The organism is Mesorhizobium sp. B1-1-6 (assembly GCF_006443035.1).
GTDB lineage: Bacteria > Pseudomonadota > Alphaproteobacteria > Rhizobiales > Rhizobiaceae > Mesorhizobium.
On record NZ_VFWR01000002.1, the window covers coordinates 559,594 to 586,593 of the forward strand.

At 65.2% G+C, this 27,000-nt stretch carries 25 protein-coding genes; 11 read left to right on the forward strand and 14 right to left on the reverse strand.

All coding sequences use genetic code 11. From position 1 onward, the window contains the following. The first annotated feature begins 73 nt into the window (after positions 1–73). Positions 74–1,054 carry a threonine/serine dehydratase gene (locus tag FJ979_RS06450; RefSeq protein WP_140580276.1) on the forward strand — a complete coding sequence of 327 codons (981 nt, stop codon included), beginning with the start codon at positions 74–76 and terminating at the stop codon, positions 1,052–1,054. A gap of 112 nt (positions 1,055–1,166) precedes the next feature. Here the strand turns inward: FJ979_RS06450 and FJ979_RS06455 are convergent, their stop codons facing one another. The 5 genes from FJ979_RS06455 to FJ979_RS06475 all read right to left on the reverse strand — a co-directional run bounded on the left by FJ979_RS06455 (position 1,167) and on the right by FJ979_RS06475 (position 5,389). Continuing rightward, positions 1,167–1,472: a DUF1236 domain-containing protein gene (locus tag FJ979_RS06455; protein ID WP_140491773.1), complete on the reverse strand. Its 306-nt coding sequence runs from the start codon at positions 1,470–1,472 to the stop codon at positions 1,167–1,169. Positions 1,473–1,729: 257 nt separating this feature from the next. Next, the gene (locus tag FJ979_RS06460) at positions 1,730–2,866 is read right to left on the reverse strand and encodes an ABC transporter permease (RefSeq protein ID WP_140559144.1); all 1,137 of its coding nucleotides are present in this window, start codon (positions 2,864–2,866) and stop codon (positions 1,730–1,732) included. Further along, positions 2,863–3,783 (reverse strand): ABC transporter ATP-binding protein, encoded by a 921-nt coding sequence (locus FJ979_RS06465; RefSeq protein WP_140563813.1) that lies wholly within the window; start codon positions 3,781–3,783, stop codon positions 2,863–2,865. The genes FJ979_RS06460 and FJ979_RS06465 overlap by 4 nt, the downstream gene beginning before the upstream one ends. Further along, the gene (locus FJ979_RS06470) at positions 3,780–4,733 is read right to left on the reverse strand and encodes an HlyD family efflux transporter periplasmic adaptor subunit (protein ID WP_140524405.1); all 954 of its coding nucleotides are present in this window, start codon (positions 4,731–4,733) and stop codon (positions 3,780–3,782) included. Before FJ979_RS06470 ends, FJ979_RS06465 begins: the two co-directional genes overlap by 4 nt. After that, positions 4,730–5,389: a CerR family C-terminal domain-containing protein gene (locus FJ979_RS06475; protein ID WP_140580278.1), complete on the reverse strand. Its 660-nt coding sequence runs from the start codon at positions 5,387–5,389 to the stop codon at positions 4,730–4,732. Before FJ979_RS06475 ends, FJ979_RS06470 begins: the two co-directional genes overlap by 4 nt. Before the next feature lie 92 nt (positions 5,390–5,481). Here FJ979_RS06475 and FJ979_RS06480 point away from each other — a divergent pair, with 92 nt between their 5' ends. The 3 genes from FJ979_RS06480 to FJ979_RS06490 all read left to right on the forward strand — a co-directional run bounded on the left by FJ979_RS06480 (position 5,482) and on the right by FJ979_RS06490 (position 7,727). Next, positions 5,482–5,955 carry a CYTH domain-containing protein gene (locus FJ979_RS06480; protein ID WP_140559142.1) on the forward strand — a complete coding sequence of 158 codons (474 nt, stop codon included), beginning with the start codon at positions 5,482–5,484 and terminating at the stop codon, positions 5,953–5,955. Then, positions 5,952–6,890 (forward strand): CHAD domain-containing protein, encoded by a 939-nt coding sequence (locus FJ979_RS06485; RefSeq protein WP_140554707.1) that lies wholly within the window; start codon positions 5,952–5,954, stop codon positions 6,888–6,890. Before FJ979_RS06480 ends, FJ979_RS06485 begins: the two co-directional genes overlap by 4 nt. A gap of 237 nt (positions 6,891–7,127) precedes the next feature. Continuing rightward, positions 7,128–7,727, forward strand: a complete 600-nt coding sequence (locus FJ979_RS06490) for a DNA-3-methyladenine glycosylase (RefSeq protein WP_140580320.1) — start codon at positions 7,128–7,130, stop codon at positions 7,725–7,727. Positions 7,728–7,767: 40 nt separating this feature from the next. Here FJ979_RS06490 and FJ979_RS06495 read toward each other — a convergent pair whose 3' ends face one another. The 4 genes from FJ979_RS06495 to FJ979_RS06510 all read right to left on the reverse strand — a co-directional run bounded on the left by FJ979_RS06495 (position 7,768) and on the right by FJ979_RS06510 (position 11,209). Continuing rightward, positions 7,768–9,501, reverse strand: coding sequence for a SulP family inorganic anion transporter (locus FJ979_RS06495; RefSeq protein WP_140491759.1), 1,734 nt, complete (start codon positions 9,499–9,501; stop codon positions 7,768–7,770). A gap of 67 nt (positions 9,502–9,568) precedes the next feature. Next, positions 9,569–9,847 carry a helix-turn-helix transcriptional regulator gene (locus tag FJ979_RS06500; RefSeq protein WP_140491757.1) on the reverse strand — a complete coding sequence of 93 codons (279 nt, stop codon included), beginning with the start codon at positions 9,845–9,847 and terminating at the stop codon, positions 9,569–9,571. Between the two features lie 290 nt (positions 9,848–10,137). Next, complete coding sequence (locus FJ979_RS06505) at positions 10,138–10,839, reverse strand: phosphatase PAP2 family protein (protein WP_140563805.1); 702 nt, start codon at positions 10,837–10,839, stop codon at positions 10,138–10,140. 31 nt (positions 10,840–10,870) lie between these two features. Continuing rightward, complete coding sequence (locus FJ979_RS06510) at positions 10,871–11,209, reverse strand: hypothetical protein (protein ID WP_140493450.1); 339 nt, start codon at positions 11,207–11,209, stop codon at positions 10,871–10,873. Positions 11,210–11,368: 159 nt separating this feature from the next. On the opposite strand from FJ979_RS06510, the gene FJ979_RS06515 reads away from it, so the two are divergent. Then, positions 11,369–12,760, forward strand: coding sequence for a sensor histidine kinase (locus FJ979_RS06515; RefSeq protein ID WP_140491753.1), 1,392 nt, complete (start codon positions 11,369–11,371; stop codon positions 12,758–12,760). Further along, complete coding sequence (locus tag FJ979_RS06520) at positions 12,757–13,413, forward strand: response regulator transcription factor (protein ID WP_140491751.1); 657 nt, start codon at positions 12,757–12,759, stop codon at positions 13,411–13,413. The genes FJ979_RS06515 and FJ979_RS06520 overlap by 4 nt, the downstream gene beginning before the upstream one ends. A 190-nt stretch (positions 13,414–13,603) precedes the next feature. Here the strand turns inward: FJ979_RS06520 and FJ979_RS06525 are convergent, their stop codons facing one another. Continuing rightward, the gene (locus tag FJ979_RS06525) at positions 13,604–14,098 is read right to left on the reverse strand and encodes a hypothetical protein (protein WP_140580279.1); all 495 of its coding nucleotides are present in this window, start codon (positions 14,096–14,098) and stop codon (positions 13,604–13,606) included. 281 nt (positions 14,099–14,379) lie between these two features. Here FJ979_RS06525 and FJ979_RS06530 point away from each other — a divergent pair, with 281 nt between their 5' ends. Then, entirely contained in the window at positions 14,380–16,383 is a 2,004-nt protein-coding gene (locus FJ979_RS06530; protein ID WP_140580281.1) for a PhoX family phosphatase, read from the forward strand. A 59-nt stretch (positions 16,384–16,442) separates the two neighbouring features. Here the strand turns inward: FJ979_RS06530 and FJ979_RS06535 are convergent, their stop codons facing one another. Beyond that, positions 16,443–17,624 carry an NAD(P)/FAD-dependent oxidoreductase gene (locus FJ979_RS06535; RefSeq protein ID WP_140580283.1) on the reverse strand — a complete coding sequence of 394 codons (1,182 nt, stop codon included), beginning with the start codon at positions 17,622–17,624 and terminating at the stop codon, positions 16,443–16,445. 331 nt (positions 17,625–17,955) lie between these two features. Here FJ979_RS06535 and FJ979_RS06540 point away from each other — a divergent pair, with 331 nt between their 5' ends. After that, positions 17,956–18,993: a phosphatidylglycerol lysyltransferase domain-containing protein gene (locus FJ979_RS06540; protein WP_140491743.1), complete on the forward strand. Its 1,038-nt coding sequence runs from the start codon at positions 17,956–17,958 to the stop codon at positions 18,991–18,993. A gap of 31 nt (positions 18,994–19,024) precedes the next feature. On the opposite strand, the gene FJ979_RS06545 is transcribed toward FJ979_RS06540, so the two are convergent. Beyond that, positions 19,025–19,786: an ABC transporter permease gene (locus FJ979_RS06545; RefSeq protein ID WP_140491741.1), complete on the reverse strand. Its 762-nt coding sequence runs from the start codon at positions 19,784–19,786 to the stop codon at positions 19,025–19,027. Beyond that, on the reverse strand, positions 19,783–20,709 hold the full coding sequence (locus tag FJ979_RS06550; protein ID WP_140491739.1) for an ABC transporter ATP-binding protein: 927 nt from the start codon (positions 20,707–20,709) through the stop codon (positions 19,783–19,785). The genes FJ979_RS06545 and FJ979_RS06550 overlap by 4 nt, the downstream gene beginning before the upstream one ends. A 202-nt stretch (positions 20,710–20,911) precedes the next feature. Between FJ979_RS06550 and FJ979_RS06555 the strand changes: the two genes are divergently transcribed. From FJ979_RS06555 to FJ979_RS06565, 3 genes are all read left to right on the forward strand, one after another. Next, positions 20,912–22,273 carry a cytochrome ubiquinol oxidase subunit I gene (locus FJ979_RS06555; protein WP_140524387.1) on the forward strand — a complete coding sequence of 454 codons (1,362 nt, stop codon included), beginning with the start codon at positions 20,912–20,914 and terminating at the stop codon, positions 22,271–22,273. Positions 22,274–22,284: 11 nt separating this feature from the next. Beyond that, the gene (locus FJ979_RS06560) at positions 22,285–23,289 is read left to right on the forward strand and encodes a cytochrome d ubiquinol oxidase subunit II (RefSeq protein WP_140524385.1); all 1,005 of its coding nucleotides are present in this window, start codon (positions 22,285–22,287) and stop codon (positions 23,287–23,289) included. 141 nt (positions 23,290–23,430) lie between these two features. Beyond that, complete coding sequence (locus FJ979_RS06565; protein ID WP_140580284.1) at positions 23,431–26,043, forward strand: mechanosensitive ion channel family protein; 2,613 nt, start codon at positions 23,431–23,433, stop codon at positions 26,041–26,043. Positions 26,044–26,271: 228 nt separating this feature from the next. Here FJ979_RS06565 and msrA read toward each other — a convergent pair whose 3' ends face one another. Next, positions 26,272–26,997 (reverse strand): peptide-methionine (S)-S-oxide reductase MsrA, encoded by a 726-nt coding sequence (msrA, locus tag FJ979_RS06570; RefSeq protein ID WP_140580286.1) that lies wholly within the window; start codon positions 26,995–26,997, stop codon positions 26,272–26,274. Between the last annotated feature and the right edge of the window lie 3 nt (positions 26,998–27,000).

Here is a 27,000-nt window from a genome sequence, read left to right on the forward strand (position 1 = left end):
GTTACATTTTTTTGTTGGCCTCGCGCGGCCCTTTGCGTGCACCATGGCCGGACCACATCTTACAGGACCCGCCATGACCACGCCTCCCGGCATCGCCGATATCCACGCCGCCGCCGCCCGGCTCTCCGGCCTTATCGTCGAGACGCCGCTGATCGAATCGCCCGAGCTCAACAGCCGCTTCGGCGGCCGCATCCTGTTCAAGCCGGAAACGCTGCAGCGTACCGGCTCGTTCAAGTTCCGCGGCGCCTACAACAAGCTGTCCTCGCTATCGGCCGAGGAGCGTGGCCGCGGCGTGGTCGCCTTTTCCTCGGGTAATCATGCGCAAGGCGTTGCCGCTTCCGCCGCCATGTTCGGCGTCAGGGCGGTCATCGCCATGCCGTCGGACGCACCGGCCATGAAGATCGGCAATGTCCGCAAGATGGGCGCCGAAGTGGTCGCCTTCGATCGCGTCCGCGAAGACCGCGTGGCCGTGGTTCGGCCTTACGTGGAGAAGGGCATGGTCCTGGTGCCGCCCTATGACGATCCCGCCATCATCGCCGGCCAGGGCACGATCGGCCTCGAACTGCTGCGTCAGGCCAAGGCGCTTGGCGTGAGCCTCGACGCCGTCATCGTTCCCTGTGGCGGCGGCGGGCTGAGCAGCGGGATTTCGATCGCGGTCAAGGACGGTTCGCCCCCCACCGCCGTCTGGGCGGCAGAGCCGGAATTTTTCGACGACACCAGCCGGTCGCTGGCCAAGGGCACCAGGGTAGCGAATGAGCCCGGCCACACCTCGATCTGCGATTCACTTCTCGTCGCCGAGCCGGGCGCGCTCACTTTCGAGATCAATCGCAAGACGCTGGCCGGCGGGATTGCCGTCTCGGAGGAGGCGACGAAGCAGGCCATGCGCGACGCCATGGCCCATCTCAAGCTCGTCGTGGAGCCCGGCGGCTGCGTCGGGCTCGCCGCGCTCTCGTCGGGCAGGATCGACTTGGCCGGCAAATGCGTGGCCGTGGTGCTGTCTGGCGGCAATGTCGATTTCGACGCCTATGCCAAGATCATGGCTGCTGCCGCTTGACGCCCGCCCTGCATGGCAGGGCGGGCAGCCTTGTTGTTTCGCAATTCCGGATGGAAACCGCTGCGCACTTTTCCTGGAATTGCCCAGTGCCCGTCAGCTGATGACGGTGCCGTCAGTCGATGACTTTCACGATGCGACGGGTTCCGGGATCGACGAGGACGGTCTGACCGTTGACGACGACATAGCGGTACTGCACATCAGGAACATCGATCGCATGCAGCTCAACAGTGTCCGGCAAGGTCGAGCCGATGGCCAGCTGGACGCCCAGCAGGTCGACCGAGGCGATCGGCTTCTTGTGCACATATTCGCGGATAACGGTCTCCTGCTGCGGCTCGATGATCACGTCCTGAGCAGCGGCGGCACCGATGCCGGCGGCTAGCAGAAGCCCGGCCGCGGTGGCGGAAAGATACAGTCTCATCATTGCCTCCATTGCTGGTCGATAGAGCGCAATACACTTGCAAGTCTGCGCTCTATCTCGTTGTTTTGATGGCGTTCCGCCTCCCGCCAGATGATCCGGCCGGACTTCGGAGTGCCAAAGGCTTCGCTTGCACTGAGGGGGCCGTCTTGGCCCGCAAGTGGCAGCGGCGAGGCTGATCGACAACGCCGGGGCAGAAGCATGGTTCCAACGGGAGGGTCCAGGTTCGATGGAACCCTGGACCGCCCCAGCGGCTGTTTTCAGTCCAGTGTGCGGCGGAAGCGGACAAGGGCGACGCCGGCAAACAGCGCCACGAATACCACCAGCCAGCCGATCTCCACGGCCACCGCCGGCAGCTGCGCGCCCTTCAGCATGACGGCACGGGTAATGCGCAGGAAATGCGTGAGTGGAAAGATCTCGCCGAAGATCTGCGCCCAGCCCGGCATGCCGCGATAGGGAAACATGAAGCCTGAAAGCATGATCGACGGCAGGAAGAAGAAGAAGGTGAGCTGCAACGCCTGCATCTGCGTGCGCGCAACGGTCGAAATCGTGTAGCCGAGCAGCACCAGGGACAGCACGAACACCAGCACCGCCGACAAGAGCAGCGTCATCGACCCCGTGAAAGGGATGGCGAACAGAAGCTTCGACGCCGCCAGCACCACCACGACCTGCACCGCGCCGACCGCCAGATAGGGCAGCACCTTGCCCAGCATGATCTCGAGCGGGCTCGACGGCATGGCGAGCAGGTTCTCCATCGTGCCGCGCTCTGTCTCGCGTGTCAGCGCGATCGAGGTCATCATCACCATCGTCATCTGCAGGATGACGCCGAGCAGGCCGGGGACGATGTTGTATTGCGAGATGCCCTCCGGATTGTATCGCCGGTGCACGACCACATCGAGCTGGCCCCGGGCGGCCTCGGCGGCGGCCTCCTGCATGCCTTGCGCTCTGAGCAGCGCCTGGCCGGCGACGGTGCTGAGCGTCGAGATGGCGCCGCTGGCAACCGCCGGGTCGGTGGCGTCGGCCTCGATCAGGATCTGCGGATTGTCGCCGCGCTCCACCCGCCGCGCGAAATCGGCCGGAATGGTGACGACGAAGGCGACGTCGCCGCGCGCCATCAGGAATTCGGCCTCCTCGGCACTTTGCGCCACATGGTCGAAACGGTAGTAGCCGGTGGTCTGCAGCGCCGAGACCATGGCGCGCGTATAGGGATCGCTGCTCGTCGCCACGAGTGCCGCCGGCAGGCTCTTCGGGTCGTTGTTGATGGCGTAGCCGAACAGCACCAGCTGGATCAGCGGCACGCCCAGCATCATGGCGAAGGTGATGCGGTCGCGGCGCATCTGGATGAACTCCTTGATCAGCAGCGCGCCGAGCCGGGCGAAGGAGAAGACCGCGTTCATGCCATGTTGTCCTTCGAGCCGGACATGAACTGGATGAAGACGTCCTCGAGGCTGGTTTCGCCCGGCGCCACCGTCACGCCCTTGTGCTCCTTCTCGACATCGGCCAGCGCCGCCTCCAGCTTCTTCTTGTCGGCTCCCACGACATGCAGCGTCGCGCCGAACGGCGCCACCTGGTCGACGCCCGGCCGGCCTTCGAGCGCTTGCGCCACCTGGTCGAGGCGCGGGCCCTGCAGGACGAAAGTGGTCAGGCCGGCATTCCTGACCACCTCGGCGACGGTGCCCGTCGCCAGCATCTTGCCGTAGGAGATATAGCTGATGCGATGGCACCGCTCGGCCTCGTCCATGTAGTGGGTGGAGACCAGCACGGTCAGCCCGCCGCTCGCCAGCCGGTGGATCTCGTCCCAGAACTCGCGCCGCGCCTTGGGGTCGACGCCGGCCGTCGGCTCGTCGAGCAGAAGCAGCTTGGGCTTGTGCATGATGCAAGCGGCCAGCGCCAGCCGCTGCTTCCAGCCGCCCGACAGCGTCCCGGCGAGCTGGTTGCGGCGTGTCGTCAGGCCGAGTTCCTCCAGGGTCCTGGCGACATGCTCCTCGACCGGCTTCAGCCGGTAGAGCCGCGCCACGAATTCGAGGTTCTCGCCGATCGTCAGATCCTCGTAGAACGAGAATTTCTGCGTCATGTAGCCGACCTCGCGCTTGATGCGCAGGCTGTCGGTGAGGATGTCGAAACCCAGCACCGTGCCTTCGCCCTCGTCCGGGGTCAGCAGGCCGCACATGATGCGGATGGTGGTGGTCTTGCCCGAGCCGTTGGGGCCGAGGAAGCCGACGATCTCGCCTTCCGCCACCGTCATCGTGACATGGTCGACGACGGTCTTGTCGCCGAAGCGCTTGACCAGGCCGTGCACGTCGATGACGTTCATTTCCCTGAAACCGCCAGCTCGACGTCGACGATCTGGCCCGGCTGCAAGGCGCCGGCGCCGCCCTCCGGCCGCGCCTCGACGAGGTAGACCAGCTTCTGCCGGTTCTCCAGCGAATAGATCACCGGCGGGGTGAATTCCGGATCGGGCGAGACATAGCTGACGCGCGCCTTTACATCCGGGCCGCAGCCGTCGCAATGGACGCGGAGCAAGGTGCCGACCTTGACCGAGGAGAAGGCGGCTTCCGGTATATAGACGCTGAGCTTCACCGCGCCGTCGGGCAGCACGGAGATGACGGGCGCGGTCGGACCTGCCGTGTCGCCCGGATTGCGAATGACGTCGCTGACGCGGCCCGGAGAAGGGGCCGCCAGGGTGCGCTTGGATAGCCGCCACGCCGCTTGGTCGAGCGCGGCCTGTGCCTGCTTGACCTGACTTTCGGCGGCCTTGATCGTCTCGGGACGCGCCGGCAGGCCGCCGGCGGCGAGATTGGCCTGCGCCTGTCCGACCTGCGCGTTGGCCGTCTCCAGCGTGGCCGAGGCGGTGTCGTAGTCGGCCTGCGTGCCGGTGCCGCGCTTGAAGAGGTCGGCGGCGCGGTCGTATTTGCGTCTGGCGTCGTCAGCCTGAGCCTTGGCCATGTCGACCTGGGCCTTGAGGGCCGCGATTTCTTCCGGCCGCTTGCCTACCTGCAGATCGGCAAGCTGCGCCCGCGCCTGGGCGAGACTTGCCGTGGCCTGTGCGACCGCGATTTTCGCGTCGGCGTTTTCCAGCGTCACGATCGTGGTGCCCGATGTGACGCGATCGCCGCGCTTGACCGCGACGGTCTCGACCTGCGCCACCTCGATCGGCGCCAGCAGCACATAGTCGCCTTCGACATAGCCGACGGCCAGCGGCGAAGCCGGTGCGCAGGCGCCGAAGAGTTGAGCGGCAAGCGGCAGCGAACAAAGAAAGCTCATCGTCTCGATCCCTTCCGGGCGGCCAGTATGGCGCTGAGGTTGTCCGATGTGACGGCCGCCACCTTGGCGGCCTCGGCGGCGCCGATCTCGCGCCAGCCCATTCGGCGCATGACCGCCTCGCGGCCGATGCGGAAATAGATGACCTGTCCGATCAGCGTGAACACGGTGAGCCGGGTCGCCTCGCTCTCGGCCGCCTCGCCGGTCGCCTGTTCCCAGAGCAGGCAGAGGCGCCGATGCGTCGGCTCGAACACGCCGTCATAGATGCGGTCGAGCGCCGCGGTCGGGTGCGAGAGCTCGCGCAGCACGAACTGCACGATCTCACCGGCCTGCGGCTGCGCCACGACGAATGCCACCATCCGCTCCAGCGCGGCGAACAGCTGCGCGCGCGCCGTCTCGGCGTTCGCGATTGCCGGCGCCCGCGTCTCGCCGAGTGCCTGGCCGGCGACCGATTGTATGGTGTCCACGATATGGTCGGCGGCGGCGAGGCGCAGCCCCTCCTTGCTGCCGAAGTGATAGGCGATGGAACCGATATTGGCCTTGGCCTCCGCCGCGATTTCGCGCGTGGAGGTGCCGTCGAAGCCTTGTCGTCCGAACAGCTTGAGCGCCGCGCGGACCAGCGCTTCACGCGTCATCTCCGCAGCGGGCGGCTTGATCATGTGGCATACTTTAATCAATCGATTGATTAAAGTCAAATCCGAGTTCGGACATGGCTTGCCATGCCGGCCCGCGCGGGCTTTAGTGCGCGGCCATGGGCAAGGAAGTCGAGCGCAAGTTCCTGGTCTCCGGCACGGCATGGCGGGATCTGGTCGAGACGGACGTCCGCATCCTCCAGTTCTATCTCGCCGCCGCGCCAGGACGCACGGTGCGCGTGCGCATCAGCAACGGCGCCTCGGCCAGGTTGACGCTCAAATTCGGCAGCACGGCGCGGGAGCGCGACGAATTCGAATATCCCATTCCGCTGGCCGACGCCGTGGAGATGCTCGGCTTCGCCATCGGGCGTGTCATCGAGAAGACACGTCATCATGTTAGGCATGGCGGCTATCTCTACGAAGTCGATGTCTTCGGCGGCGCGCTGGCGGGGCTTGTGATGGCCGAACTCGAAACGCCGGACGATGTTCCGGATGAAATGCTGCCAGACTGGCTCGGCCGCGAAGTGACTGGCGAACAGAAATTCTACAACGCGTCGCTCGCCCTCGGGGGGATTCCGGAGATCGCCGCATGAGCTTTCGCATCGATCCGCGCCTGCCGCTGACCGGCGAGGTCAGGCGTATCCTGGCCGAGGAAATCGGCAAGGCGCTTGCTCATCTCGACATGGCGCGTGACAGGCCGGAACAGGGACTGCACAAATCCCGCAAACGACTGAAGAGCGTGCGTGCCTTGTTGCGTCTGGTTCGTTCCGGTGACGAAACATTCTGCCGCACGGAGAATGAATGTTACAGGCAGGTCTCGGCATTGCTCGCCGGACCGCGCGAGGCGACCGCCTTGATCGAGACGATCGACCGCCTGGCCGACACCTTTCCGGGGCAAAGCGCCGGTCACGGCCTCGGCCCCGCCCGCGATCGCCTGGTGATGCGCCAGCACGCGCTTCATGCCGGCGCCGGTCTCGACGCGGCCATAAAAGCTGCCATCGCCGCCTGCCAGGAGGGCCTCGAACGCGTCGACAGGCTGTCCTTGCCGGACCAGCCGGAGCAGGCCGCCGACATTCTGGCGGAGGGCGCCCGCGCCACATTGCGGCGCGCGCGCAAAGCACTGGACAAGGCGGCCTCGAGCGGCGGGGCCGAGGATTTCCACGACCTGCGCAAGGCGGCCAAGACCCACAGCATGCATCTGTCGCTGCTCGGCCGCCTGTGGCCGACGCCAATCAAGGCTCGTCGCAAGGCGGTCGACAAGCTCGCAGAGCAACTCGGCGAACTGCACGACGTCTTCGTCATGCGCGCGATGCTGGAGGCCGGCGGCGAGCCGCTTGGGCCGCCCGGGGATACGAAACTCCTTGGCAAACTCCTGAAGCATTCCGAAAAGAGCCTGAGGAAGTCCTGCCTTGCCGAGGCGGCCGAACTGTTCGGCGACAGTCCCAGGCGCTCGACGAAGAAGCTGGCCCGCAAGGCGCGCGACGATCTTGCCGGCGCTCCGCCCGCGGAGGAATTGGCGGCGAGGTGACGCAACGGCATTCATCGCCGGTCATGCCGGCATTGGCCGTGTATGGCTCGCCGGGAGGGGCTGGCCCTTCATTCGCGCACCGGCATCGGTACCGACGGCAAGTCGATCCTCTATATCCCGCTGATGAACGAGGGCGAAGTCGCGGCGCTGAAGCTGGATTGAGAAGATTTTCGGAGCCGGCCGCACGAGAGCCTTTGCCACATGGGCCGGGCGGATCTAAAACCAGCCGCCATGAGGATGGTCGTCCGCCGCCCGCTCGCTCGTTCGGAACTGCCGCACGATACGGCCGCTCTCGCGCGCTATCTCATCGGCAAGATCGTGGTCCGGGAATTGCCCGAAGGCATTGCCAGCGGCCGCATCGTCGAGACCGAGGCGTATGTCGCCGGCGATGCTGCCGGGCACGGCTTCAGGGGAATGACCCCGCGCAATCGCTCGCTGTTCCTCGAGCGCGGGCATGCCTATGTCTATCTCGCCTACGGCATCTCATACATGCTGAATGTCTCGAGCGAGATGCCCGGCATCGGAACCGGCGTCCTGATCAGGGCACTGGAGCCGCTCGACGGCATTCCGATCATGCAGCTCAATCGCGGCATCGAGCGCCTGCGTGACCTGGCGCGAGGACCGGGAAGGCTCGCCATGGCGTTGCGGATCGACCGTTCGCTCGACGGGCTCGATCTTTGCCGGGAAGGCCCTCTATGGCTTGCAAGCGATGGCCGCGACCCCGGCGAAATCGGGCAGAGCGTTCGGATCGGCATTTCGAAGGATGCCGACCGCCTGCTGCGATTTTACGTCCGGGAAAGTCCGTTTGTCAGCGGTTCACGATCGCTCAACCCATGAGAGGTGCTTCCCGGCGCGTTGAAAGGAAGAAGAATGCAAGCTACTGCGCTGCCCTTTTTCCCTCCAACTGCGCCTGCGCTGCCCGGATCGAGGCGGCGTAGGTCACCAGCGGGCGCTTGAGGCCGTGGTTGATCAGCGTGCGTCTTGTCTGCGGCGAAGCGCCAGATATGACAAAGCGCACGCCGGCGCGCCTGGCCTTGTGCGCCGCACCCTCGATGACATTGGCCGCGGTCGAATCGAAGAACGGCACCGCCGAGCAGTCGAGGATGAAGTTCTTGCGCTGGTCGGCGATGCGGTCGAGCACCGCGCCGACGGTCGAAGCGGCGCCGAAGAAGAATGCGCCGGAGATGCGGTAGACGACGGTGTCGGCGTCGGTCGCGTCCCTGGAATCATAGACGCTCTCGCGGTCGGCGACGTCCTCGGGCACCAGCGTCTGGTCGGCCTCGACGGCGATGGATTTCGCCATGCGGTCGATGAACAGGATCGAGCCCAGCGCGAATCCGACAACGATGCCTTCGGTCAAGTCGCGGAAGACCACGATCAGGAAGGTGGCCATCAGCACCAGCGCATCGCCGCGCGAGGCGCGCAGCAGCGTGGCGAAAGCCTGCTTCTCGAACATGTTCCAGCACACCACCGCCAGCACGCCGGCGAGGGCGGAGAGCGGGATGTAGCTGGCGAGCGGCGCTGCCGCCAGCATCAGGACGAGCAGGATCATGGAGTGGATCATGCCCGAAACCGGCCCGTGCGCGCCGGCCCGCACATTGGTGGCGGTACGGGCAATGGTGCCGGTGGTGCAGATGCCGCCGAACAGGGCCGAGGCGATGTTGGCGAAGCCTTGCGCCACCAGTTCGCAGTTGGAACGGTGCCGGCGGCCGGTCATGCCGTCGGCGACGACGGCCGACAGCAAGGATTCGATGGCGCCCAGCAACGCGAAGGCGATGGCGTCCGGCAGCACGTCGATCATCCTGTCGAGGCTGACGGGGGGAAGCGCCGGCCATTGCAGGCTGCGCGGGATCCCGCCAAAGCGCGTGCCGATCGTCTCGGCCGGCAGCGCAAACAGCGCCACCGCGAGCGACGCCAGACCGATGGCGATCAACATCGCCGGCCATTTCGGCCGCCAGCGCTTCAGGAAAGCGATGGTTGCGATTGTCAGCACCGCCACGAAGGTCGCCGCGAGATTGATCGTGCCGGCCGCCTCGCCGATCGCCGTCAGCTTCGGCACCAGCGGGCCTGGCTCCTTGCCGGCGAGCTTCAGCCCGAACAGTTCGACGATCTGGCCCGAGAAGATGATGACGGCGATACCGGCGGTAAAGCCGACCGTCACCGGATAGGGAATGAACTTTATGTAGGTGCCGAGCCGCAGGTACCCGATGGCGATGAGGAAGATGCCGGCCATCATCGTCGCCAGCAACAGCCCGTCCACGCCGACCCGCGCGACCGTCGCCGCCACCAGCACGATGAAGGCGCCCGCGGGGCCGCCGATCTGGAAACGGCTGCCGCCGAACGCCGAGATGATGAAGCCGCCGATGATCGATGTGTAGAGCCCGCGCTCCGGCGTCACCCCTGATGCGATGGCGATTGCCATCGACAGCGGCAAGGCGACGATGGCAACGGTCAGCCCGGCAATGGCATCGGCCCTGAGATGTTCGAGCCTGTAGCCTTCGCGCCAGACCGTCACCAGTTTCGGTGTGAACAGTTCGGAAAAAGTCGGCTTTGCCGGCCCATGGGTCGGTTTGCGCGCGGTTTCGTTGAGCGTCTGCCCGATCTCGTCCATGGACTTCCTTCCGCACCTGAAAGGCGGCGGGATCGTCGGCAGGACTGTCGGCGGTCGCCGTCGCGACTTATGCCGGCTCAGCTTTCGGATTGGGCGGCACGGCAGGCTTGAGGCGCACGCCCCGGCCGCCGCGCTCACTGGGTTGATTCTCGCCGATCAGCTCCACCCCGGCCTCGTCGAGGGCCTGGATGACCTTCATCAGCGTATCGACCACACCCCTGACCACGCCGTCGCTCGCTTCCATGCGCTGGATGGTGGGAAGCGAAACGCCGGCGCGCTCGGCGAGCGTCTTCTGATCGATGCCGGCCAGCGCCCTCGCGGCGCGCATCTGCGCGGCAGTGATCATCGGCCGGGATCCCCGTCTGAGTCTGCGGATATGATGTATAATACGATCATTATGATGTTTCAAGCATCAGGATGTACGCTTGAGCCTTGATCATCATCGCTATCGAGCATTTTTCGGATACTTCCCGAGCATTGAGAGCTATGGTGTTCCATCTGGGGCAGGGGATAACGTGGTTGACCATTTTCAAGACATTGACGACATCGGCATGCCTGGTATCGGTGGTCCTTCTGCTAACGGGCTGCGGACACTTGATCAACCGGCTGATCTGACCGCTTCCCGGTCGAGCGTCGTCAGACGTCGTCACGCACCACCCTGCGCCGTTGCAGGACCCTTGCCGCCAACCAGCACAGCATGGCCCAGGCAAAGCCCGCGCACCAGCCGGCCAGCACGTCCGACGGCCAGTGGACGCCGAGATAGATGCGGCTGATGCCGACCAGCACCGTCGTCAGCACGGCGAGCGCCAGAACATAGATCTTCGTCGTCCGGCCCTGCAGGAAGCGCGCCGCAAGCGAGCCCAATGTGAGATAGGTCACCGCCGAAAGCATCGCGTGGCCGCTCGGGAAGGAAAGCGAGGTCTCGTTGACCAGATGCGAGACGAGTTCGGGCCGCGGCCGGTCGACGCCGAGCTTCAGCAGGCTCGACAGCATCTGGCCGCCCGCCACGGCGACGAAGATGAGAAGCGCGGTCCCGGGCCTGCGGATCAACAGCAGATAGATGATCGTCGCCGCCGTGATCAGCACCAGCACGCTGGTGCTGCCGAGGCTGGTGATGTCGCGCATCGCCCCTTCCATCCATGGCGGGCCGATCGGGATACCGGGTTGGCCGGCCTGGCGGAAGGCAAGCATGATTTCAGCGTCGAAGGCGTGCGGCGTGGTGGCCCGTGCCACCTCCATCAACTCCACGAAGCCCCACAGGCCGGCGGCGACGACAAGGCCGGCCAGCAGCACCGGGAATTCGACCCGGCTCAGCAGAGCCTTTGCCGCAGTTCTCATCGGACCTCGTTTCGCAACCATGGTTTGCCGGTCATCGCCCTTGCACATAGGGCCCGAGCGTGATCAGCGCCACGGCGGCAATCGCCAGCACGATGCCGGCCGCCTGCAGCGTATTGATGCGCTCGCCGAAGAATATCAGCGCCACCAGATTGACCGATACCAGCTGGATGACCGCCGACAGGCTGAACGACACCGACATGCCGAACTCGCGAATCAGCCGCAGCATGATCAGGTTGCCCAGCGAATAGAGCGCAAGCGTCAGCACGATCTTGCCCAGGCTGGGCGCCATCCCCCATTGCTTGGCGGCCGCCGCCGCCAGCAGAAAGATCACGGTCGAAAGACCGAGCTGAAGTAACCCCGAAAAACTCACGCTGCCCTCGATATTGATGCCGGTCGTCCGTGCCTTGTTTCGCAAGCGCGTCGCGACGTCAAGCAGCTGCCGTGGGACCAGGCTCTTGTGTCGGCAGGACCGAAGCGCCAAAGTCGCGGCCACTACCCTGCCCCTGCGGGTGGGGGCGAGGAGCGTGGCGTGCGATTTCTCGAAACCTTGTCGCGGCGCTGGAACGGGCTTACGCTGGCGCTGCAGTTCATCATTGCCGGCGGCTTCGGGCTGCTTGCGGTGATGCTGGTGGTCGGCTTCTGGGTCACCGCGCAAATCCGCGAAAGCGTGCTCCACAATTCGGCGGCCACGACTGCCCTTTATGTCGACAGCGTGATCGCTCCGCTGCTCCCCGATCTGCGCACGAACCATCAGCTCGATGACGCCGTCAAACGGGCGCTTGACGAGACCCTCGGCCAAGGCGCGCTCGGCAAACGGCTGTTTTCCTTCAAGTTGTGGCGTCGGGACGGCACGGTGCTGTATTCGAAGGACACGGCCTTGATCGGCCGGCAGTTCGGCCCGAGCGCCAACCTGCGTGCCGCCTTCGCCGGTAATGTCGTCGCCGAGTTCAACGAGCTAGGCGACGAGGACGACAAGGAGGAGAGGGCCGCGGGCGTGCCGCTGCTGGAAATCTACAATCCAGTCCGCGAACCCTGGTCGGGCGAGGTGGTCGCCGTCACCGAATTCTACGAGATCGCCGACGATTTCCAGGCGGCTCTGGCTTCCGCCTTGCTGTCGAGCTGGCTGATCGTGGCCGGCGCCACGCTGACGGCGCTGCTGCTGTTGTCGGGGATCGTCATACGTGGCAGCCGCACCATCGACAAGCAGCGCGGCGTTCTGCAGGGCCAGGTCTCCGAGCTGCAGGCGCTGGTCTCGCAAAACCGGGCGCTGCGCCTGCGCGTCCAGCAGGCGTCGCGCCGTGCCACGGCGCTCAATGAACGATACCTGCGTCGCATCGGTGCCGACCTTCATGACGGGCCGGCTCAGCTCGTCGCGCTGGCGGCGCTGCGTGTGGACAGCCCCGCCATTTCCGGCGAGGGTGCCTCCAGCGACAGCCGCAACGCCGAGATCGCCATGATCCGCATGGCGCTGGACGACGCGATGCGTGAAATCCGCGGCATCTGCAACGGCCTCGTCCTGCCGCAGATAGAAACGGCCGCGACCGGCGACATTCTGCGTCTTGCCGTCGACGAGCATCAACGCAGGACCCGCAGTTCCGTGGCGCTGACCCTATCCAGGCAGTTGCCCGAACTGGGCGCTTCGGAGAAGATCAGCATCTATCGCTTCGTCCAGGAGGGGCTGAACAACGCTTATCGTCATGGGCAGGGCAAGGATCAGGAGGTGAAGGCCGGGATGACAGGCGGCAAGTTCTTCGTTGAAGTGTCGGATGGCGGGCCCGGATTCGACCCGAGGCGAGCCGAGGGCCTGGGGCTCGCCGGCATCAGGGAACGTATCGAAAGCATTGGTGGCCAGTTCGAGACCACGACCGGGCCACAGGGAACACGATTGATGATTACGCTAGCCGTCGAGGATCAACCATGATCGGTACCATCCGTGTCGCCATTGTCGACGACCACCCGCTGTTTCGCGAAGGCGTTACCCGCAGCCTGTCGGAGATCGGCGGCTTCGAAATGGTGGCCCAGGGCGCCACGGCGCAGGATGCCGAACGCATCGCCTCGACTTTGCAGCCCGACATACTGCTGCTCGACATCAGCATGCCGGGTGACGGCCTTGCGTCGGTGGCCGGCATACTGGGTGCCAATCCCGGGCAGAAGATCGTCATGCTGACGGTCTCGGAGGCCAATGCCGACGTGGCGCGGGCGCTGAACGCCGGTGTGCGCGGCTATGTGCTGAAGGGGGTCGGCTCGCGCATGCTGGCCGAAATCCTGCATGGTGTCGCGGCCGGCGAGACCTATGTGTCGCCGACCCTGTCGGCCCGCCTGCTTTCGGACCTGCAATCGCTGCAGCCGGCCAACGGCAGGACGGATCGCCTGCGTCAGCTCACCGGACGCGAGGCCGAGATCCTGCAGCTGGTGGCGGAAGGGCTGAGCAACAAGGAAGTGGCGCTGCGGCTGGCACTGCAGGAAAAAACGGTCAAGCATCACATGACCGGTGTGCTGTCCAAGCTCAACGTCCGCAATCGCACCGAGGCGGCGCTGCTGATGCGCGAAGCGCGGGATCGGGCCGGCAGCTAATCCTGGTCGGCCGCAAGGGATCCCCGGTTTGGGATAACGACACGCATAAATGAAAACCTGAAGCGCGGTGCAGCAGCGGAACGCTCCCGGGCAAAAAAGACGGCCCCTATACGGGGCCGGAGCGACAAGGTCACCTCCGCCGGGGGGCGGCGGAGGTGACACGTAAAGCGGGCGATGCCTATTGCCCGCTCTACAACCCCTTGAGGCGGCTTATATCCGCCGCCGTCGCAGGGCGCTCGACGATCGTGCGGCCCAGAGCGTCGGTCATTTTGAAGCGACCCTTCTCGATCTCTTCCCCGAAGCCGTTAGGGTGCTGCACCACGATCTTGTTGTCGTCTATTTCGACACGATCGCCGGTTGTTGCGTTCACATGCTTGCCGGAGCTGTTGGCACCCTTCCCCTTGCCGTTGTTGCCGCCGCCATTGTTCCCGTTGCCGCCAGCGTTGCCATTGTTGCCTCCTGCGTTGCCATTGTTGCCGCCGCCGTTATTTCCATTGCCGCCATTGCCGCCATTGCCGTTACCGCCATTGCCGCTGTTCCCGCCAGGCTTGGCTTGGGCGCTGGACGCGACAATGCCTGCGGCGGAACCGTGAAAATCGAGGTGATAGGGGGCTATGGTCAGCGCCAGTGCCGGCACTGCTCTCAGGGCCAGCCAGCAACAATGAGCCATGATCGAGCTGCGCATCAGTCCCTCACTTGATCGGGCCGGCGAATTCAAGGGCCATCTCGTGCAGGTACGCGACCATCGGCGACATGGCGTGTTCGTGTAAGTGGCCCACGACCGATGCCGCGGCAATCCGGACCTTCGCCCGATCGGTTTAGGACCTTGGTCCGAGTTTCAAACCGAATGTGGCGCGAGGTTCGCGGTCAGCTGGCGGGTGCACGAATGTCACGAAAGTGTGACCGATCGTCTATAAGGGGTCGAAACGCGTGACACGCTCCAGCCATCCAGCCAGAGGCAGACCCATGACCGACCATCGCTCGCCCGACGCCCGATTCCGCACCAGCCTGCTTGAGGAAAGCAACGGTCCGGCGACCAACCCCACCGACAACAGCACCATGGGCGAAATCATCGCCGAACGGTTTTCCCGCCGCGCTTTCCTCAAGGGCTCGCTGGCCGTCTCGGCCATTGCCGCCACCGTCAGCCCGCTGGCGCTCGTGGCCGCCGACGATGCGCGTGCCGCCGAGGGCTCCGCCTTCTCGTTCGAGGAACTCGAAGCCGGTATCGACGACAAGCACCATGTCGCGCCGGGCTACGATGCTGACGTGCTGTTGCGCTGGGGCGATCCGCTGTTTGCCGATTCGCCGGAGTTCGACCCGGCCAGGCAGTCGGCTGAGGCCCAGGCAAGACAATTCGGCTACAACAATGACTATGTCGGCTATATCGGGATCGATGGCTCCGCCGAGCACGGGCTGCTGGTCGTCAACCACGAATACACCGATCCGCATCTGATGTTCCCGGGCATCGCCAAGATCGTCGAGAAGGATGGCAAGAAGGCGGCCGAACTCGCGCCGCTCTCGAAGGAGCAGGTCGATGTCGAGATGGCGGCGCATGGCGGCACCATCGTCGAGATCCGCAAGGAAGGCGGCAAGTGGCAGGTGGTGCGCGACGGCAAGTTGAACCGCCGCATCACCTCCAACACCGAAATGGCGCTGTCGGGCCCGGTCGCCGGCCATGGCCGCGCCAAGACCAATGCCGACCCATCCGGCACCAAGGTCATCGGCACATTCAACAACTGCGCCGGCGGCGTCACGCCTTGGGGCACCTATGTCATGGCCGAGGAGAACATCCACGGCTATTTCTCCGGTGAACTGCCGGCAGGCCATAAGGAAGCCGCCAATTACAAGCGCCTCGGCATTCCGGAAGGCGCCTATGAATGGGGCGCACATTACGATCGCTTCGACCTCGCCAAGGAGCCGAACGAGCCCAACCGTTTCGGCTGGATCGTAGAGGTCGACGTAAACGATCCGACATCCACGCCGAGGAAGCGCACCGCAATGGGCCGCTTCAAGCATGAAGGCGCCGAATCGATCATCGCCAAGGATGGCCGCGTCGTCTTCTATCTCGGCGACGACGAGCGCTTCGAGTACGTCTACAAATTCGTCACCGCGGGCCGTTTCGATCAGGACGACCGCGCCGCCAACATGAACCTGCTCGACGACGGCACGCTGCATGTCGCCAAGTTCGCCGCCGACGGTACGGTGGAGTGGCTGCCGATCGTCTTCGGCCAGGGTCCGCTGACCACCGAGAACGGCTTCGCCGGCCAGGCCGACGTGCTGATCGAGACGCGGCGTGCCGCCGACCTGCTCGGCGCCACCAAGATGGACCGTCCCGAGGACATCCAGCCCAATGGTGTCAACGGCAAGGTCTATGTCATGCTGACCAACAATTCCAAACGCAAGGCCGACCAGGTCGACGCCGCCAATCCGCGCGCCGACAACGCTTTCGGCCACATCATCGAGATATCGGAAGATGGCGGCGATTTCGCCGGCACCAGGGGCAGATGGGAAGTGCTCCTGAAATGCGGCGATCCGGCGGTTGCCGATGTCGGCGCCACCTTCTCCACCGCCACCACGGCCAATGGCTGGTTCGGCATGCCCGATAATTGCGCGGTCGATTCGGCCGGGCGCCTGTGGGTCGCCACCGACGGCCAGGGCCCGAAGGCCACCGGCCGCACCGACGGCCTGTGGGCGGTCGACACCGAAGGGCCGGCGCGCGCGACGTCAAAACTGTTCTTCCGCGTGCCGATCGGCGCTGAAATGTGCGGGCCGCTGTTTGCGCCCGACGATCAGACCGCCTTCGTCGCCGTCCAGCATCCGGGCGACGGCGGCGAGGACTGGGAGGCGTTCGGCCGCCCGTCCTATTATGAGGATCCGTCGACGCGCTGGCCCGATTTCAAGCCGGACATGCCGGTGCGGCCGGCGGTTGTCGCCATTACCAAACAAGGCGGCGGCAAGATCGCGATTTAGAGGGCAATTCCAGGAAAGTGGGGTTCCGTCCGACGCGTAAAACGAACCTCCAGCCCGGTTCAGGGGCCCGAATTGGCGATCCGCCGGGCAATCCGCTCGGCGATCGCCTTGGCCTGGATGGCGGCATTGGCGAAGCAGCCGCGGATGCTCGGCCGCATGCCGGTGAACCAGAGGCCAGGCAGTTTCGGATCCGCATCGCCGCCGTTGAAGACCGGAACGCCCTTGCCGTCGAGCACGCCGAGATTGCCGACCATCTGCTCAAGCCCGGTGCGGTAGCCCGTCGCGGCAATGACGATGTCGGGATCGATCAGGCTGCCGTTGGCCAGGATGACGCCGTCGCGGGTGAATTCTCGCACCCCCGGCACGACGGTGATCCTGCCCGAGCGGATGGCGTCGATCGCGCCCTCGTCGGCGGCGATCGCTGTGTAGTCGGTGGTCAGGCGGCTGGCGCCGCCCACCGGTGCCGGCGGCACGCCGAATTTCGTCAGGTCGCCGAAAACCAGGCGCTGCGTCAAGGCGATCACCGCATCGGCGACCCGCAAAGGCAACCGCGCCATCAGCGGCGACAGCCGGTGCACGGCAATCTTGCCGATGCGCTTGGGCAGGACCGACGGACCGTTGCGGGCCGACAGCCACAGCGAGGCGGCGCCTGCCTGCGCCAGGTGGTTGAGCGCGTCTATACCCGAGTTGCCGGCGCCGACGACCAGCACCTTCTTGCCGGCATAGTCCTTCGCGTCGCCGAAATCCGCCGAATGGATGATGCGGCCGGCGAAATCCCGCATTCCTTTCCAGTCGGGGATGAACGGCTGTCTGTCGCGGCCGGTGGCGATCACGACGTGGCGCGCCAGGCGCATCCCGGCGCTGGTCTCTATCGCCCAGTGGTCGCCCCTGAACAGGACCGCCTCGACGGCGACGCCGAGCTCCACCGGCAGCCGGTTCGCCTCGCTGAAATCGTTCAGATAGCGGATGACGGCGGTTCTGTGGGGGAAGGCGAGCGTGCCCTTCGGATAGGCAAGGCCGGGAAGTGCCGAAAGGTCGCGGTGAGTATTGAGGCGCAGCTGCTGGTGACGCCGATGCCATGGCTCGGCCAACCGGCTCTCCTTTTCCAGGATCGCCGTCGCCACGCCGGCCTTGACCAGCGCCTGCGCTGCCGCGAGACCGGCGGCGCCCGCGCCGATGACGATCGCCGGTTCGATGGTTACCGTCTGGTGCGCTGCCGGTCTGATTGTCGTATCTGCCATTCGCTCACGAACCCCGTTCCACCCTTGTGGCGCTTCCGCCGACACCAGCAGAACGCCCTCCCGCGCATGATCCATACAGCAGATCGGCCCCGGATTTCGAGGCCATGCGCCGCACCGCGGTTGCGTCCTATATGGCATATACGCGAGATCGGCGATAATCAGGTCGCGGCAATGTGATTGATTCGAGATCCGGGGGCTGGCGGATCTCTGTTACCGGTACAGGAATCCGAAGTCCTCGAAACGCTTTTTTCGGCTTCCTGTGCAAAATCAAGGCGCCACGGCGTATAGCGTACCCGGGTGCGCGCCGCAGATGCACGCGGAATCTCGACCCATGCCCTCCTTGCGGATCTATCTCGACAAAATCCTCGAGCGTGCCTCGCCAAAGGTCGAGCGCCAGGCGTTCACCCATGCCGAACGGCTGGCGCTGGTGCGCCGCCACGGCGACTTCTCACTCGCCTACTCCTCCGCCGTGCAAGGCAGGCTCTCCTATTTCGGCGACGCCGACGGCTACATCGCTTTCGGCACCAAGATGAAGCATCATTTCGCGCTCGGTGACCCGGTCGCCGATCCGGCCCATCGGGCCGACTACATCAGGCGCTTCGTCGAGACCGCCGGCAGCCCCTGGTTCGTGCAGATCGGCGAACAGTCGGCGCGGGTGCTGGCCGGGCTCGGCTACAAGGTCAACCGGCTGGGCATCGACACCCGTCTGCCGCTGCCCGAACACGATTTTTCCGGCAAGCGCAACGAAACCGTGCGCTACTCCGAGCGCTGGCTGTTGAAGAAGGGCTTTTCGTTCGCCGAGGACAAGCGGACGATCTTTCTCGACGAGATCTCCCGGCTTTCGGCGAACTGGCGCGGCGACCGCATCGTCAAGCGTTGGGAAATGGGCTTCCTCAACCGGCACTTCGCCGATCATGTGGGCGTCGACATGCGCCGCTTCGTGCTGCACGGCCCCGATGGCGAACTGGTCGCCCTGCTCGACTTCGATCCGCTGTTTCGCGGCGGCAAGGTCATCGGCTACACCACAGCCTTCAAGCGCAAGCACATCGACGCCTCGCCGCATGCCGAGGTCGGCCTGACCAAATTCGCCGTCGACCGCTTTCGCGAGGAAGGCATTTCGGTCGTCACGCTCGGGCTGTCGCCGCTGGTCGACGTCGGCCCCAGCGGATTCGCCGAAAGCGATTTCTGGCGCAACGCCTTCCAGCGCGCCTATGATTCGCCCTGGGTCAACCGCCGCCGCTTCAACCTGCAGGGGCAGGCGGCGTTCAAGCGCCGTTTCCACGGCATCGAGGAGCCGGTCTACGTCGCCTTCCGCAAGGGAACCTATGTCGAGATGCTGGGCCTGCTGCGGCTGGTGAAGGCGATCTAGCTCTGACCGCGGCTCAGCGTGGCTTCGCCCCTCAATTCCTCAGCCGGTAGCCGGTCCTGAATATCCAGGCGACGGTCGCCACGCAGATCAGCAGAAAAACCACGGTCATGCCGAGGCTGATGCCGACCGAAACGTCCGATTTTCCGAAAAAGCTCCAGCGGAAGCCGCTGATCAGATAGACGACCGGATTGAACAGCGTCACCGTGCGCCAGGCGCCCGGCAGCATGTTGATGGAATAGAAGCTGCCACCCAGGAAGGTCAGCGGCGTGATGATCAGCAGCGGCACCAGTTGCAACTGCTCGAAGCTCCTGGCCCAGATTCCGATGATGAAGCCGAACAGGCTGAAGGTCACCGCCGTCAGCACCAGGAAGGCCAGCATCCAGAACGGATGCTGGATGGAGAGCGGCACGAACAGCGAGGCCGTCGCCAGAATGATCAGGCCGAGGATGATCGACTTTGTGGCGGCGCCCCCGACATAGGCGAGGACGATCTCGAGATAGGAGACCGGAGCCGACAACAGCTCGTAGATTGAGCCGACGAATTTCGGGAAGTAGATGGCGAAGGAGGCGTTGGAGATCGACTGCGTCAAAAGCGACAGCATGATCAGCCCGGGCACGATGAAGGCGCCGTAGCTGATGCCGTCGATCTCGGTGATGCGCGAACCGATGGCCGAGCCGAAGACGACGAAATACAGCGACGTCGACAGCACGGGTGAGACGATGCTCTGCAAAACGGTGCGCAGCGCGCGCGCCATCTCCACCCGGTAGATCGCCCATACCGCGCGCAGGTTCATGGCTCTTGCCTCAGAAGATTGACGAAGATCTCCTCCAGCGAACTGTTCTGCGTGTCCAGGTCGCGGAACTGGATGCCGGCGGCCTCGAGATCGCGGATTAGCGACGCCACGCCCGGCCGGGCGCTCTGGTTGTCATAGGTGTAGGTGATCTGCCCGCCATCCGGCGACAATTCCAGGGCGTAGTGCGAGAAGGCGTCCGGAATGGCGCCGAGCGGGCTGCGCAGTTCCATCACCAGGCGCTTGCGGCCGAGCTTGCGCATCAGTTCGGCCTTGCCCTCGACCAGGATGATCTCGCCTCGGTTGATGACGCCGACGCGGTCGGCCATCGCCTCGGCCTCCTCGATATAGTGGGTGGTGAGGATGATGGTGACCCCGTCCTCGCGCAGCCGCCGCACCATCGCCCACATGTCCTGGCGCAGTTCGACGTCGACGCCGGCCGTCGGCTCGTCGAGGAACAGCACGCGCGGTTCGTGCGACAGCGCCTTGGCGATCATCAGCCGCCGCTTCATGCCGCCCGAAAGCGTGATCGCCTTGGCGTCCTTCTTGTCCCACAGCGACAGGTCGCGCAGCACCTTCTCGACAAAGGCATGGTTTGCCGGCTTGCCGAACAGGCCGCGGCTGTAGTTGACCGTCGCCCAGACGCTCTCGAAGGCGTCGATGGTCAGCTCCTGCGGCACCAGCCCGATCAGGCCGCGCGCGGCGCGATAGTCTCTGGTGATGTCGTGGCCATCCACCGTGACGCTGCCAGACGAACGGTTGACGATGCCGCAGACGATGGAGATCAGCGTCGTCTTGCCGGCGCCGTTGGGGCCAAGCAGCGCGAAAATCTCGCCGCGCTCGATGTCGAGATTGATTTCCTTCAGCGCCTTGAAGCCGGTGGCGTAGGTCTTGGTGACCCCGGAAATGGAGATGACAGGCTGCATGGCTGAAAACGGCTGCTTGAAAGAGGACCCCAGATATAGGACGAATGTCGCCGCATGCAACCGCAAGTCAATGCCGTTGCTGACAGTTCTCGACATTGCCGCCGCATGGCGCTGCGGCGTTCCGCCTCGCGGCGGGACGCCGCTTTGACCGGCCGGCCCTACAAGCCTATTCTCCGCTTATTAGAAGCAGCCGGAGCCCGCCATGGACCCGCTCATCCTTTCGCGCATTCAGTTCGGTGCGAATATTTCGTTTCATATTCTGTTTCCAGCCATCACCATCGCACTCGGCTGGGTGCTGCTTTTCTTCAAGCTCCGCTACAACGCGACCAATGATTCGGCCTGGATGCGCGCCTATTTCACCTGGGTGAAGGTGTTCGCATTGTCTTTCGCCATGGGCGTGGTTTCCGGCGTCACCATGAGCTTTCAGTTCGGCACCAACTGGCCGGGCTACATGGAAACGGTCGGCAACATCGCCGGGCCGCTGCTGGCCTACGAAATCCTCACCGCCTTTTTCCTCGAGGCAGCCTTCCTCGGCATCATGCTGTTCGGCTTCCGCCGCGTTTCCAACCGCATCCACACGCTGGCGACCGTGCTGGTGGCCGGCGGCACCACCGTGTCGGCCTTCTGGATCATCGCGCTGAACTCGTGGATGCAGACGCCGGTCGGCTTCGAGATGCGCGACGGCGTCGCCCACGCCGTCGACTGGTGGGCGATCCTCTTCAATCCCTCCATGCCCTACCGTCTCGTCCATATGCTGCTCGCCTCCGGGCTTACGGTATCGTTTCTCATCGCCGGCCTGTCGGCGCTGCGCTACCTCAAGGGCGACCGCTCGGAATCGATGTGGAAGGCGCTGCGCACCGGCGTCTTCACCGCCGCCATCCTCATTCCCATCCAGATCCTTGCCGGCGACCAGCACGGCCTGAACACGCTCGAGCACCAGCCGCAGAAAATCGCCGCCATGGAGGCCAACTGGAACACCGGCCCCAACGTGCCGCTGGTGCTGTTTGCCATTCCGGATGAAGCGGCCAGGGAAAACAGGTTCGAGGTGACCATTCCCAACGGGGCGAGCTGGATCCTGCGGCACAGTGCCAGGGGCGTGGTACCGGGACTCAACGACTATCCCGGCAACCATCCGCCCGTCTTCCCGGTGTTCTGGGGTTTTCGCGTCATGGTCGGCACCGGCCTGTTGATGCTCGCCGTCTCCTGGTCGGCCGCCTTCTTCCTCAAGCGCCGTCATAGCCTGCCGAGGCCGCTGGCGTTGCTCATGGTGCCGATGACCATCTCCGGTTGGGTGGCGACGCTCGCCGGCTGGTATACGACGGAGATCGGCCGCCAGCCCTGGCTGGTGACGGGCGTGCTGAGGACCGCCGACGCCGTCGGCCCGGTGGCCGGCGGCCATGTGGCGCTGACGCTGGCCGTCTATCTCGCTCTCTACGTGCTGTTGCTGATCGCCTATCTCGGCGTTCTGGTGCACCTGGCGCTGAAGGCGGCCAAGGACGGCGACACCTCGCCGCTGCCGGGCGTGCTCAACAAGCCGATGTCGCAGCCCGCGGCTGGCGAGTAGGAGACAGAGAAATGACCTATGACTGGCCGACCCTGCTCCCCCTCATCTTCGCCGGCCTGATGGGCCTCGCCATCCTGATCTATGTCATTCTCGACGGCTTCGATCTCGGCATCGGCATCCTGTTCGCGGCGGCCGAGGACGCCGAGCAGGACACCATGATCGCCGCCATCGGCCCGTTCTGGGATGCCAACGAGACCTGGCTGGTGCTGGCCGTCGGCCTTCTGCTGGTCGCCTTCCCGATGGCGCATGGTGTCATCCTCAGCGCGCTCTATATCCCGGTGTTCGTGCTTCTGGTCGGCCTCATCCTGCGCGGTGTCGCCTTCGACTTCCGCGCCAAGGTGGCGACGGAGCGCAAGCATCGCTGGAACCGCATCTTCTTCCTCGGCTCGCTCATCGCCTCGCTGGCGCAAGGCTATATGCTGGGCGTCTATGTGCTTGGCCTCGACTTCGGCCTGGGCGGCATGGCGTTCGGCGTGCTGGTGGCGTTCTGCCTGGCGGCGGCCTACGCCGCGATGGGGGCGGCCTGGGTCATCTACAAGGCCGAAGGCGACTTGCAGAAGAAGGCGGTGCGCTGGCTGCGCACCACATTGGTGCTGACCGCGCTCGGCATGGCTGCCGTGTCGCTGGCCACGCCCTTCGCCAGCCCGCGCATCTTCGCCAAATGGTTCGTCCTGCCCGAAATGCTCTATCTGTCGCCGCTGCCGATCCTGTCGGCGCTGCTGTTCCTGTGGCTGTGGCGGCAGACCTCTCATCTGCCCAGGCCCGACGACCGCCATTCGCTGACGCCGTTCCTGACGCTGGCCGCCATCTTCGCGCTGGGCTTTGCCGGGCTCGCCTGGTCGTTCTATCCGTTCGTGGTGCCCGACAGGCTGACCATCTGGCAGGCGGCTTCCGCACCCGAAAGCCTGGCCATCATCCTGGCCGGCACCGTGGTCGTGCTGCCGATCATCATCTTCTATTCCTTCTATGCCTACCGCGTGTTCGGCGGCAAGGCGAGGGACCTGACCTACGATTGAAGGGCCAGGCGACGGCGCGAAATCATCGCCTCCGCCTGCCGCCTGTCGCCTGCCGGAAAGACAATATTCATCTTCACGCGGAATAACCTTCCGCGACATGCTGCGGCCTGATGGCAGCGGTCCGAGAAGAAGGGCAATGCAATGCGCGGTGTCCCGGTTGCCTCGATAGAACACGATCCGCAGGCGCGGCAGCGCTACGCAGTTTTCCTGGGAAAATCGCTACGCCGCTTTCCTGGAATTGCTCTGGTCCTGATCCGCCTGGTCACGCTGATCGCCGCGCTTGCGCTGGCCGGCCTGCTGCCTGTCATTCAGCCCGCTCATGCCCAGCAGACGGCCAACTGGGCCGGTGTCTGGGACACCAAATGGCGCGGCGGCGGCGCCCAGATCACCTTCGAGCAGGACGGCGCCGAGGTGAAGGGCGTCTATCCCCTGTATGGCGGCCGCATCGAAGCCAAGACCGAAGGCGAAAAGCTGTTCGGCCGCTGGTTCGAGGGCAGTCGCCAGGGCGAGTTCAGCTTCGTCATGGCGCCGGACGGCGCCAGCTTCATGGGCCGTTTCGAATCCGCCACCGCCGAATGGTGGACGGGCGTGCGCGTCGACGCCGCCGAGACCCTCAAGGTCGACCAGACCAGCCCGATGACGACGATGCGCTCATTCCTGCAGACCATGAACGAGAGCGGCGCCGACAATGTGCCGCGCGCCACCGGCGGCGGCATGGGCCTTGCCGCGCTGGCGGCCGGCCTTGTCGACGTCACGGAGGCCGATCGCGGCGGCCTCAACATGCCCGATTACACCAAGCTCCTGTTTTCGGTGATCGACAACGCCACCTTGCGCCTGTGGAACCTGCCGCATGATGCGATCCCCGGCGACGAGGTGACAGCCAGGCTGCAGCAATATGGCAGCAAGGTTTTCTTCGACGTCACCTTCCGCCGCAAGGCCGGCGAATGGTTCATCGTCGGGCCGCAGCTCGCCGTGCTGCAGGCCAAGCTCGCCGAGTTCCAGGCGGCGCGTGGCGAAGCCCCCGACATGGTCGACGATCCGGCCAAGCTCGCCTCGCCGCGCGACACGTTCAAGATGCTGCTCGGCGGCATCGCCGACCAGAATGGCGGTTCGACGCAAACGGCGCTCGACATGCGCGGTTACAATCCGGCGGTGCGGTCCGACGAGGCGGTTCTGCTCGAGAGCTATCTCAAGAAAGTCATCGACCGCATCGGCTACGTCTACTGGCAGGAAATTCCCGACGATCCCCAAAGCAACACGCCCTATGTGTATTTCGAGCACCCGGCCGGCAACATCGTCGTCGCTCCGGTGGGGACCGAGAAAGGCGGCAAGCTGTGGAAATTCACGCCGGAAACGCTGGCCAACATCCGCACGCTCTATGCCGATATCGAGGATGCGCCGGTGGCGCCGGAATTCACCGCCTTCGCCAGCAACGATCCCTTCTTCGCCACGAGGGGCCTTGCCCGTGAGATCAGCCCTGCCCTTTTGACCCGCGCCGGGCCGATCGAACGCTGGCAATGGCTGGGGCTCGGCATTGCCGTGCTTGCCGGCATCGCCTTCGGCTTCCTTGCCAACGCCGTCATCGTGTTCTTCGCCCGCCGCGGCAGGAGTTCGGGGCGGGCCGGCTTCTTCCGCGTCGTCGAATGGGCGGTGCGCTCGATCTTCCTCGGCCTGTTCCTGCTGTTTGCGCTGCGGCCGCTCGGCTTGCCGCAGGTGATCGCGGCATCCGCCAAGGCGGCGGCCTGGAGCCTGATCCTGATCGGCGCGGTTCCCGTCGTCTGGCACCTGATCGGCAAGATCGCCGAGCGCTACCGCGCCACCTTCAACGTGCCCGGCTACCACGAGACGCTGATCTCGCTGCTGACCGGCGTGGCGCGCATCGCCGCCCTGGTGGTCGCCTTCCTGCTCCTGGCTGAGGTGCTGGCGATCCCCTATCAGGGCGTGCTGGCCGGCCTCGGCATTGGCGGCCTGGCGGTGGCGCTGGCGGCGCAGCCGACGCTGCAGAATTTTCTTTCCGGCCTGACGCTCTATGCCGACCGGCCGGTCAGCGTCGGTGACTTCTGCAAGTTCGGCAGCCAGTCCGGCACCATCGAGCATATCGGCATGCGCTCGACCCGCATCCGCTCGGTCGACCGCACGGTGATCTCGGTGCCCAATTCCGACTTCGCCGGCATGCAGATCGAGAACTACGCCCATCGCGACCGCACCCGCTTCGCCACCACGCTGCAATTGCGCTACGAGACGACGCCCGACCAGCTGCGCTACACGCTGGCGGCGCTGCGCAAGCTCCTGATCGCTCATCCGCGCGTCATCGACGACCCGTGCCGCGTGCGCTTCGTCGGCTTCGGCCCCTATTCACTCGACATCGAGGTCTTCACCTACATCACGACCGCGGATGGCTCGGAGTTTCTCGCCATCCGCGAGGACATATTGCTGTCGATGATCGCGGTGATGGACGAGGCCGGCGCCCAGTTCGCCTTCCCGGCGCAGTTGGAATACAGCGCCGCCGACCTGCCGCTCGACCAGGAAAAGCGCATCGCCGCGGAAAAGCGGGTCAGCGCCTGGCGCGAGGAGGAAAAACTGCCTTTCCCCGATTTCAGCCAGCTCGACAGGCTGGAGCTCAACGACAGCCTGCCCTATCCGCCGCGGGGCTCGGTGCAATACCGCGAAGCCCAGGCTGCCCCGGCCACGGTCGAAGCCAAGGCCTCGCTGGAGAAGGCGCGCTGGAGCCTGCCGTGGCGGAAGAGGGTGTAGCCTTCTTCGCAGGAGAGGCCGCGATCCCTCGCGCCCCCCTCTGGCCTGCCGGCCATCTCCCCCACGAGGGGGGAGATTGGATGTCGCGACGGCTTTCGCCAATTTCTAACGTTGACAGCGGGGCGGGACGGCGAGGCCGCCGATCTCCCCCCTCGTGGGGGAGATGCCCGGCAGGGCAGAGGGGGGCGCCGTCCCGCCGACCTGTCGTTCTTCTCACCCTGCGAAGACTCAATTGCTGGCCGACAGCACCAGCACCGGCTTGTCGCTGTAAAGCTTCGGGAACAGCGTCTTCAAATTCGCCACCTTTGGCAGGTCGTTGTAGACGATGTAGGGATAGGTCGGGTTGAGCGTCAGGAAATCCTGGTGGTACTCCTCGGCCGGATAGAAGGTCTTGCCGGTTTCGATCGTGGTGACGATGGGTTTGCCGAACAGCTTGGCCTGGTCGAGCTGGGCGATGTAGCTCTGCGCGATCTTCTTCTGCGCCTCGTTCTCCGCAAAGATAGTCGAGCGGTACTGCGTGCCCTGGTCCGGACCCTGGTAGTTGAGCTGGGTCGGATTGTGGGCGACCGAGAAATACACCTGCAGCAGCTGGCCATAGGTGACTTTGGAGGGATCGTAGGTGATCTCGACGGATTCGGCATGGCCGGTGCGGCCGGTGCCCACGGTCTCGTAGACGGCGTCGTCCTTGGCGCCGCCGGTATAGCCCGAGACCGCCTTGGTGACGCCCTTGACGTGCTGGAACACGCCCTGCACGCCCCAGAAGCAGCCGCCGGCGAAGACTGCCGTCTCGCTGCCGCCCGCTGCCTTTTCATCGAGCGCCGGCGGCGGGATCACCACGGCGTCTTCCGCCGAGACGGCCGGCGTCAGCCAGAAGGCGGCGCCCGCGACGGCGAGCGCGAAAGCTGCGAGCGCGCCGCGGACGAGGCCGCTCGAACGGTTCTTGATGTCGGTCATGAT

Excerpts from the sequence above, each read along its gene's own strand:
- FJ979_RS06530 (WP_140580281.1), top strand. The coding sequence starts at position 14,380 with ATGACCGACCATCGCTCGCCCGACGCCCGATTCCGCACCAGCCTGCTT.
- FJ979_RS06465 (WP_140563813.1), bottom strand. The coding sequence starts at position 3,783 with ATGAACGTCATCGACGTGCACGGCCTGGTCAAGCGCTTCGGCGACAAG.
- FJ979_RS06450 (WP_140580276.1), top strand. The coding sequence starts at position 74 with ATGACCACGCCTCCCGGCATCGCCGATATCCACGCCGCCGCCGCCCGG.
- FJ979_RS06555 (WP_140524387.1), top strand. The coding sequence starts at position 20,912 with ATGGACCCGCTCATCCTTTCGCGCATTCAGTTCGGTGCGAATATTTCG.
- FJ979_RS06545 (WP_140491741.1), bottom strand. The coding sequence starts at position 19,786 with ATGAACCTGCGCGCGGTATGGGCGATCTACCGGGTGGAGATGGCGCGC.
- FJ979_RS06460 (WP_140559144.1), bottom strand. The coding sequence starts at position 2,866 with ATGAACGCGGTCTTCTCCTTCGCCCGGCTCGGCGCGCTGCTGATCAAG.
- FJ979_RS06475 (WP_140580278.1), bottom strand. The coding sequence starts at position 5,389 with ATGATCAAGCCGCCCGCTGCGGAGATGACGCGTGAAGCGCTGGTCCGC.
- FJ979_RS06565 (WP_140580284.1), top strand. The coding sequence starts at position 23,431 with ATGCGCGGTGTCCCGGTTGCCTCGATAGAACACGATCCGCAGGCGCGG.
- FJ979_RS06525 (WP_140580279.1), bottom strand. The coding sequence starts at position 14,098 with ATGCGCAGCTCGATCATGGCTCATTGTTGCTGGCTGGCCCTGAGAGCA.
- FJ979_RS06550 (WP_140491739.1), bottom strand. The coding sequence starts at position 20,709 with ATGCAGCCTGTCATCTCCATTTCCGGGGTCACCAAGACCTACGCCACC.
- FJ979_RS06485 (WP_140554707.1), top strand. The coding sequence starts at position 5,952 with ATGAGCTTTCGCATCGATCCGCGCCTGCCGCTGACCGGCGAGGTCAGG.
- FJ979_RS06560 (WP_140524385.1), top strand. The coding sequence starts at position 22,285 with ATGACCTATGACTGGCCGACCCTGCTCCCCCTCATCTTCGCCGGCCTG.
- FJ979_RS06520 (WP_140491751.1), top strand. The coding sequence starts at position 12,757 with ATGATCGGTACCATCCGTGTCGCCATTGTCGACGACCACCCGCTGTTT.
- FJ979_RS06470 (WP_140524405.1), bottom strand. The coding sequence starts at position 4,733 with ATGAGCTTTCTTTGTTCGCTGCCGCTTGCCGCTCAACTCTTCGGCGCC.
- FJ979_RS06495 (WP_140491759.1), bottom strand. The coding sequence starts at position 9,501 with ATGGACGAGATCGGGCAGACGCTCAACGAAACCGCGCGCAAACCGACC.
- FJ979_RS06535 (WP_140580283.1), bottom strand. The coding sequence starts at position 17,624 with ATGGCAGATACGACAATCAGACCGGCAGCGCACCAGACGGTAACCATC.
- FJ979_RS06455 (WP_140491773.1), bottom strand. The coding sequence starts at position 1,472 with ATGAGACTGTATCTTTCCGCCACCGCGGCCGGGCTTCTGCTAGCCGCC.
- FJ979_RS06480 (WP_140559142.1), top strand. The coding sequence starts at position 5,482 with ATGGGCAAGGAAGTCGAGCGCAAGTTCCTGGTCTCCGGCACGGCATGG.
- FJ979_RS06500 (WP_140491757.1), bottom strand. The coding sequence starts at position 9,847 with ATGATCACTGCCGCGCAGATGCGCGCCGCGAGGGCGCTGGCCGGCATC.
- FJ979_RS06505 (WP_140563805.1), bottom strand. The coding sequence starts at position 10,839 with ATGAGAACTGCGGCAAAGGCTCTGCTGAGCCGGGTCGAATTCCCGGTG.
- msrA (WP_140580286.1), bottom strand. The coding sequence starts at position 26,997 with ATGACCGACATCAAGAACCGTTCGAGCGGCCTCGTCCGCGGCGCGCTC.
- FJ979_RS06540 (WP_140491743.1), top strand. The coding sequence starts at position 17,956 with ATGCCCTCCTTGCGGATCTATCTCGACAAAATCCTCGAGCGTGCCTCG.
- FJ979_RS06490 (WP_140580320.1), top strand. The coding sequence starts at position 7,128 with ATGGTCGTCCGCCGCCCGCTCGCTCGTTCGGAACTGCCGCACGATACG.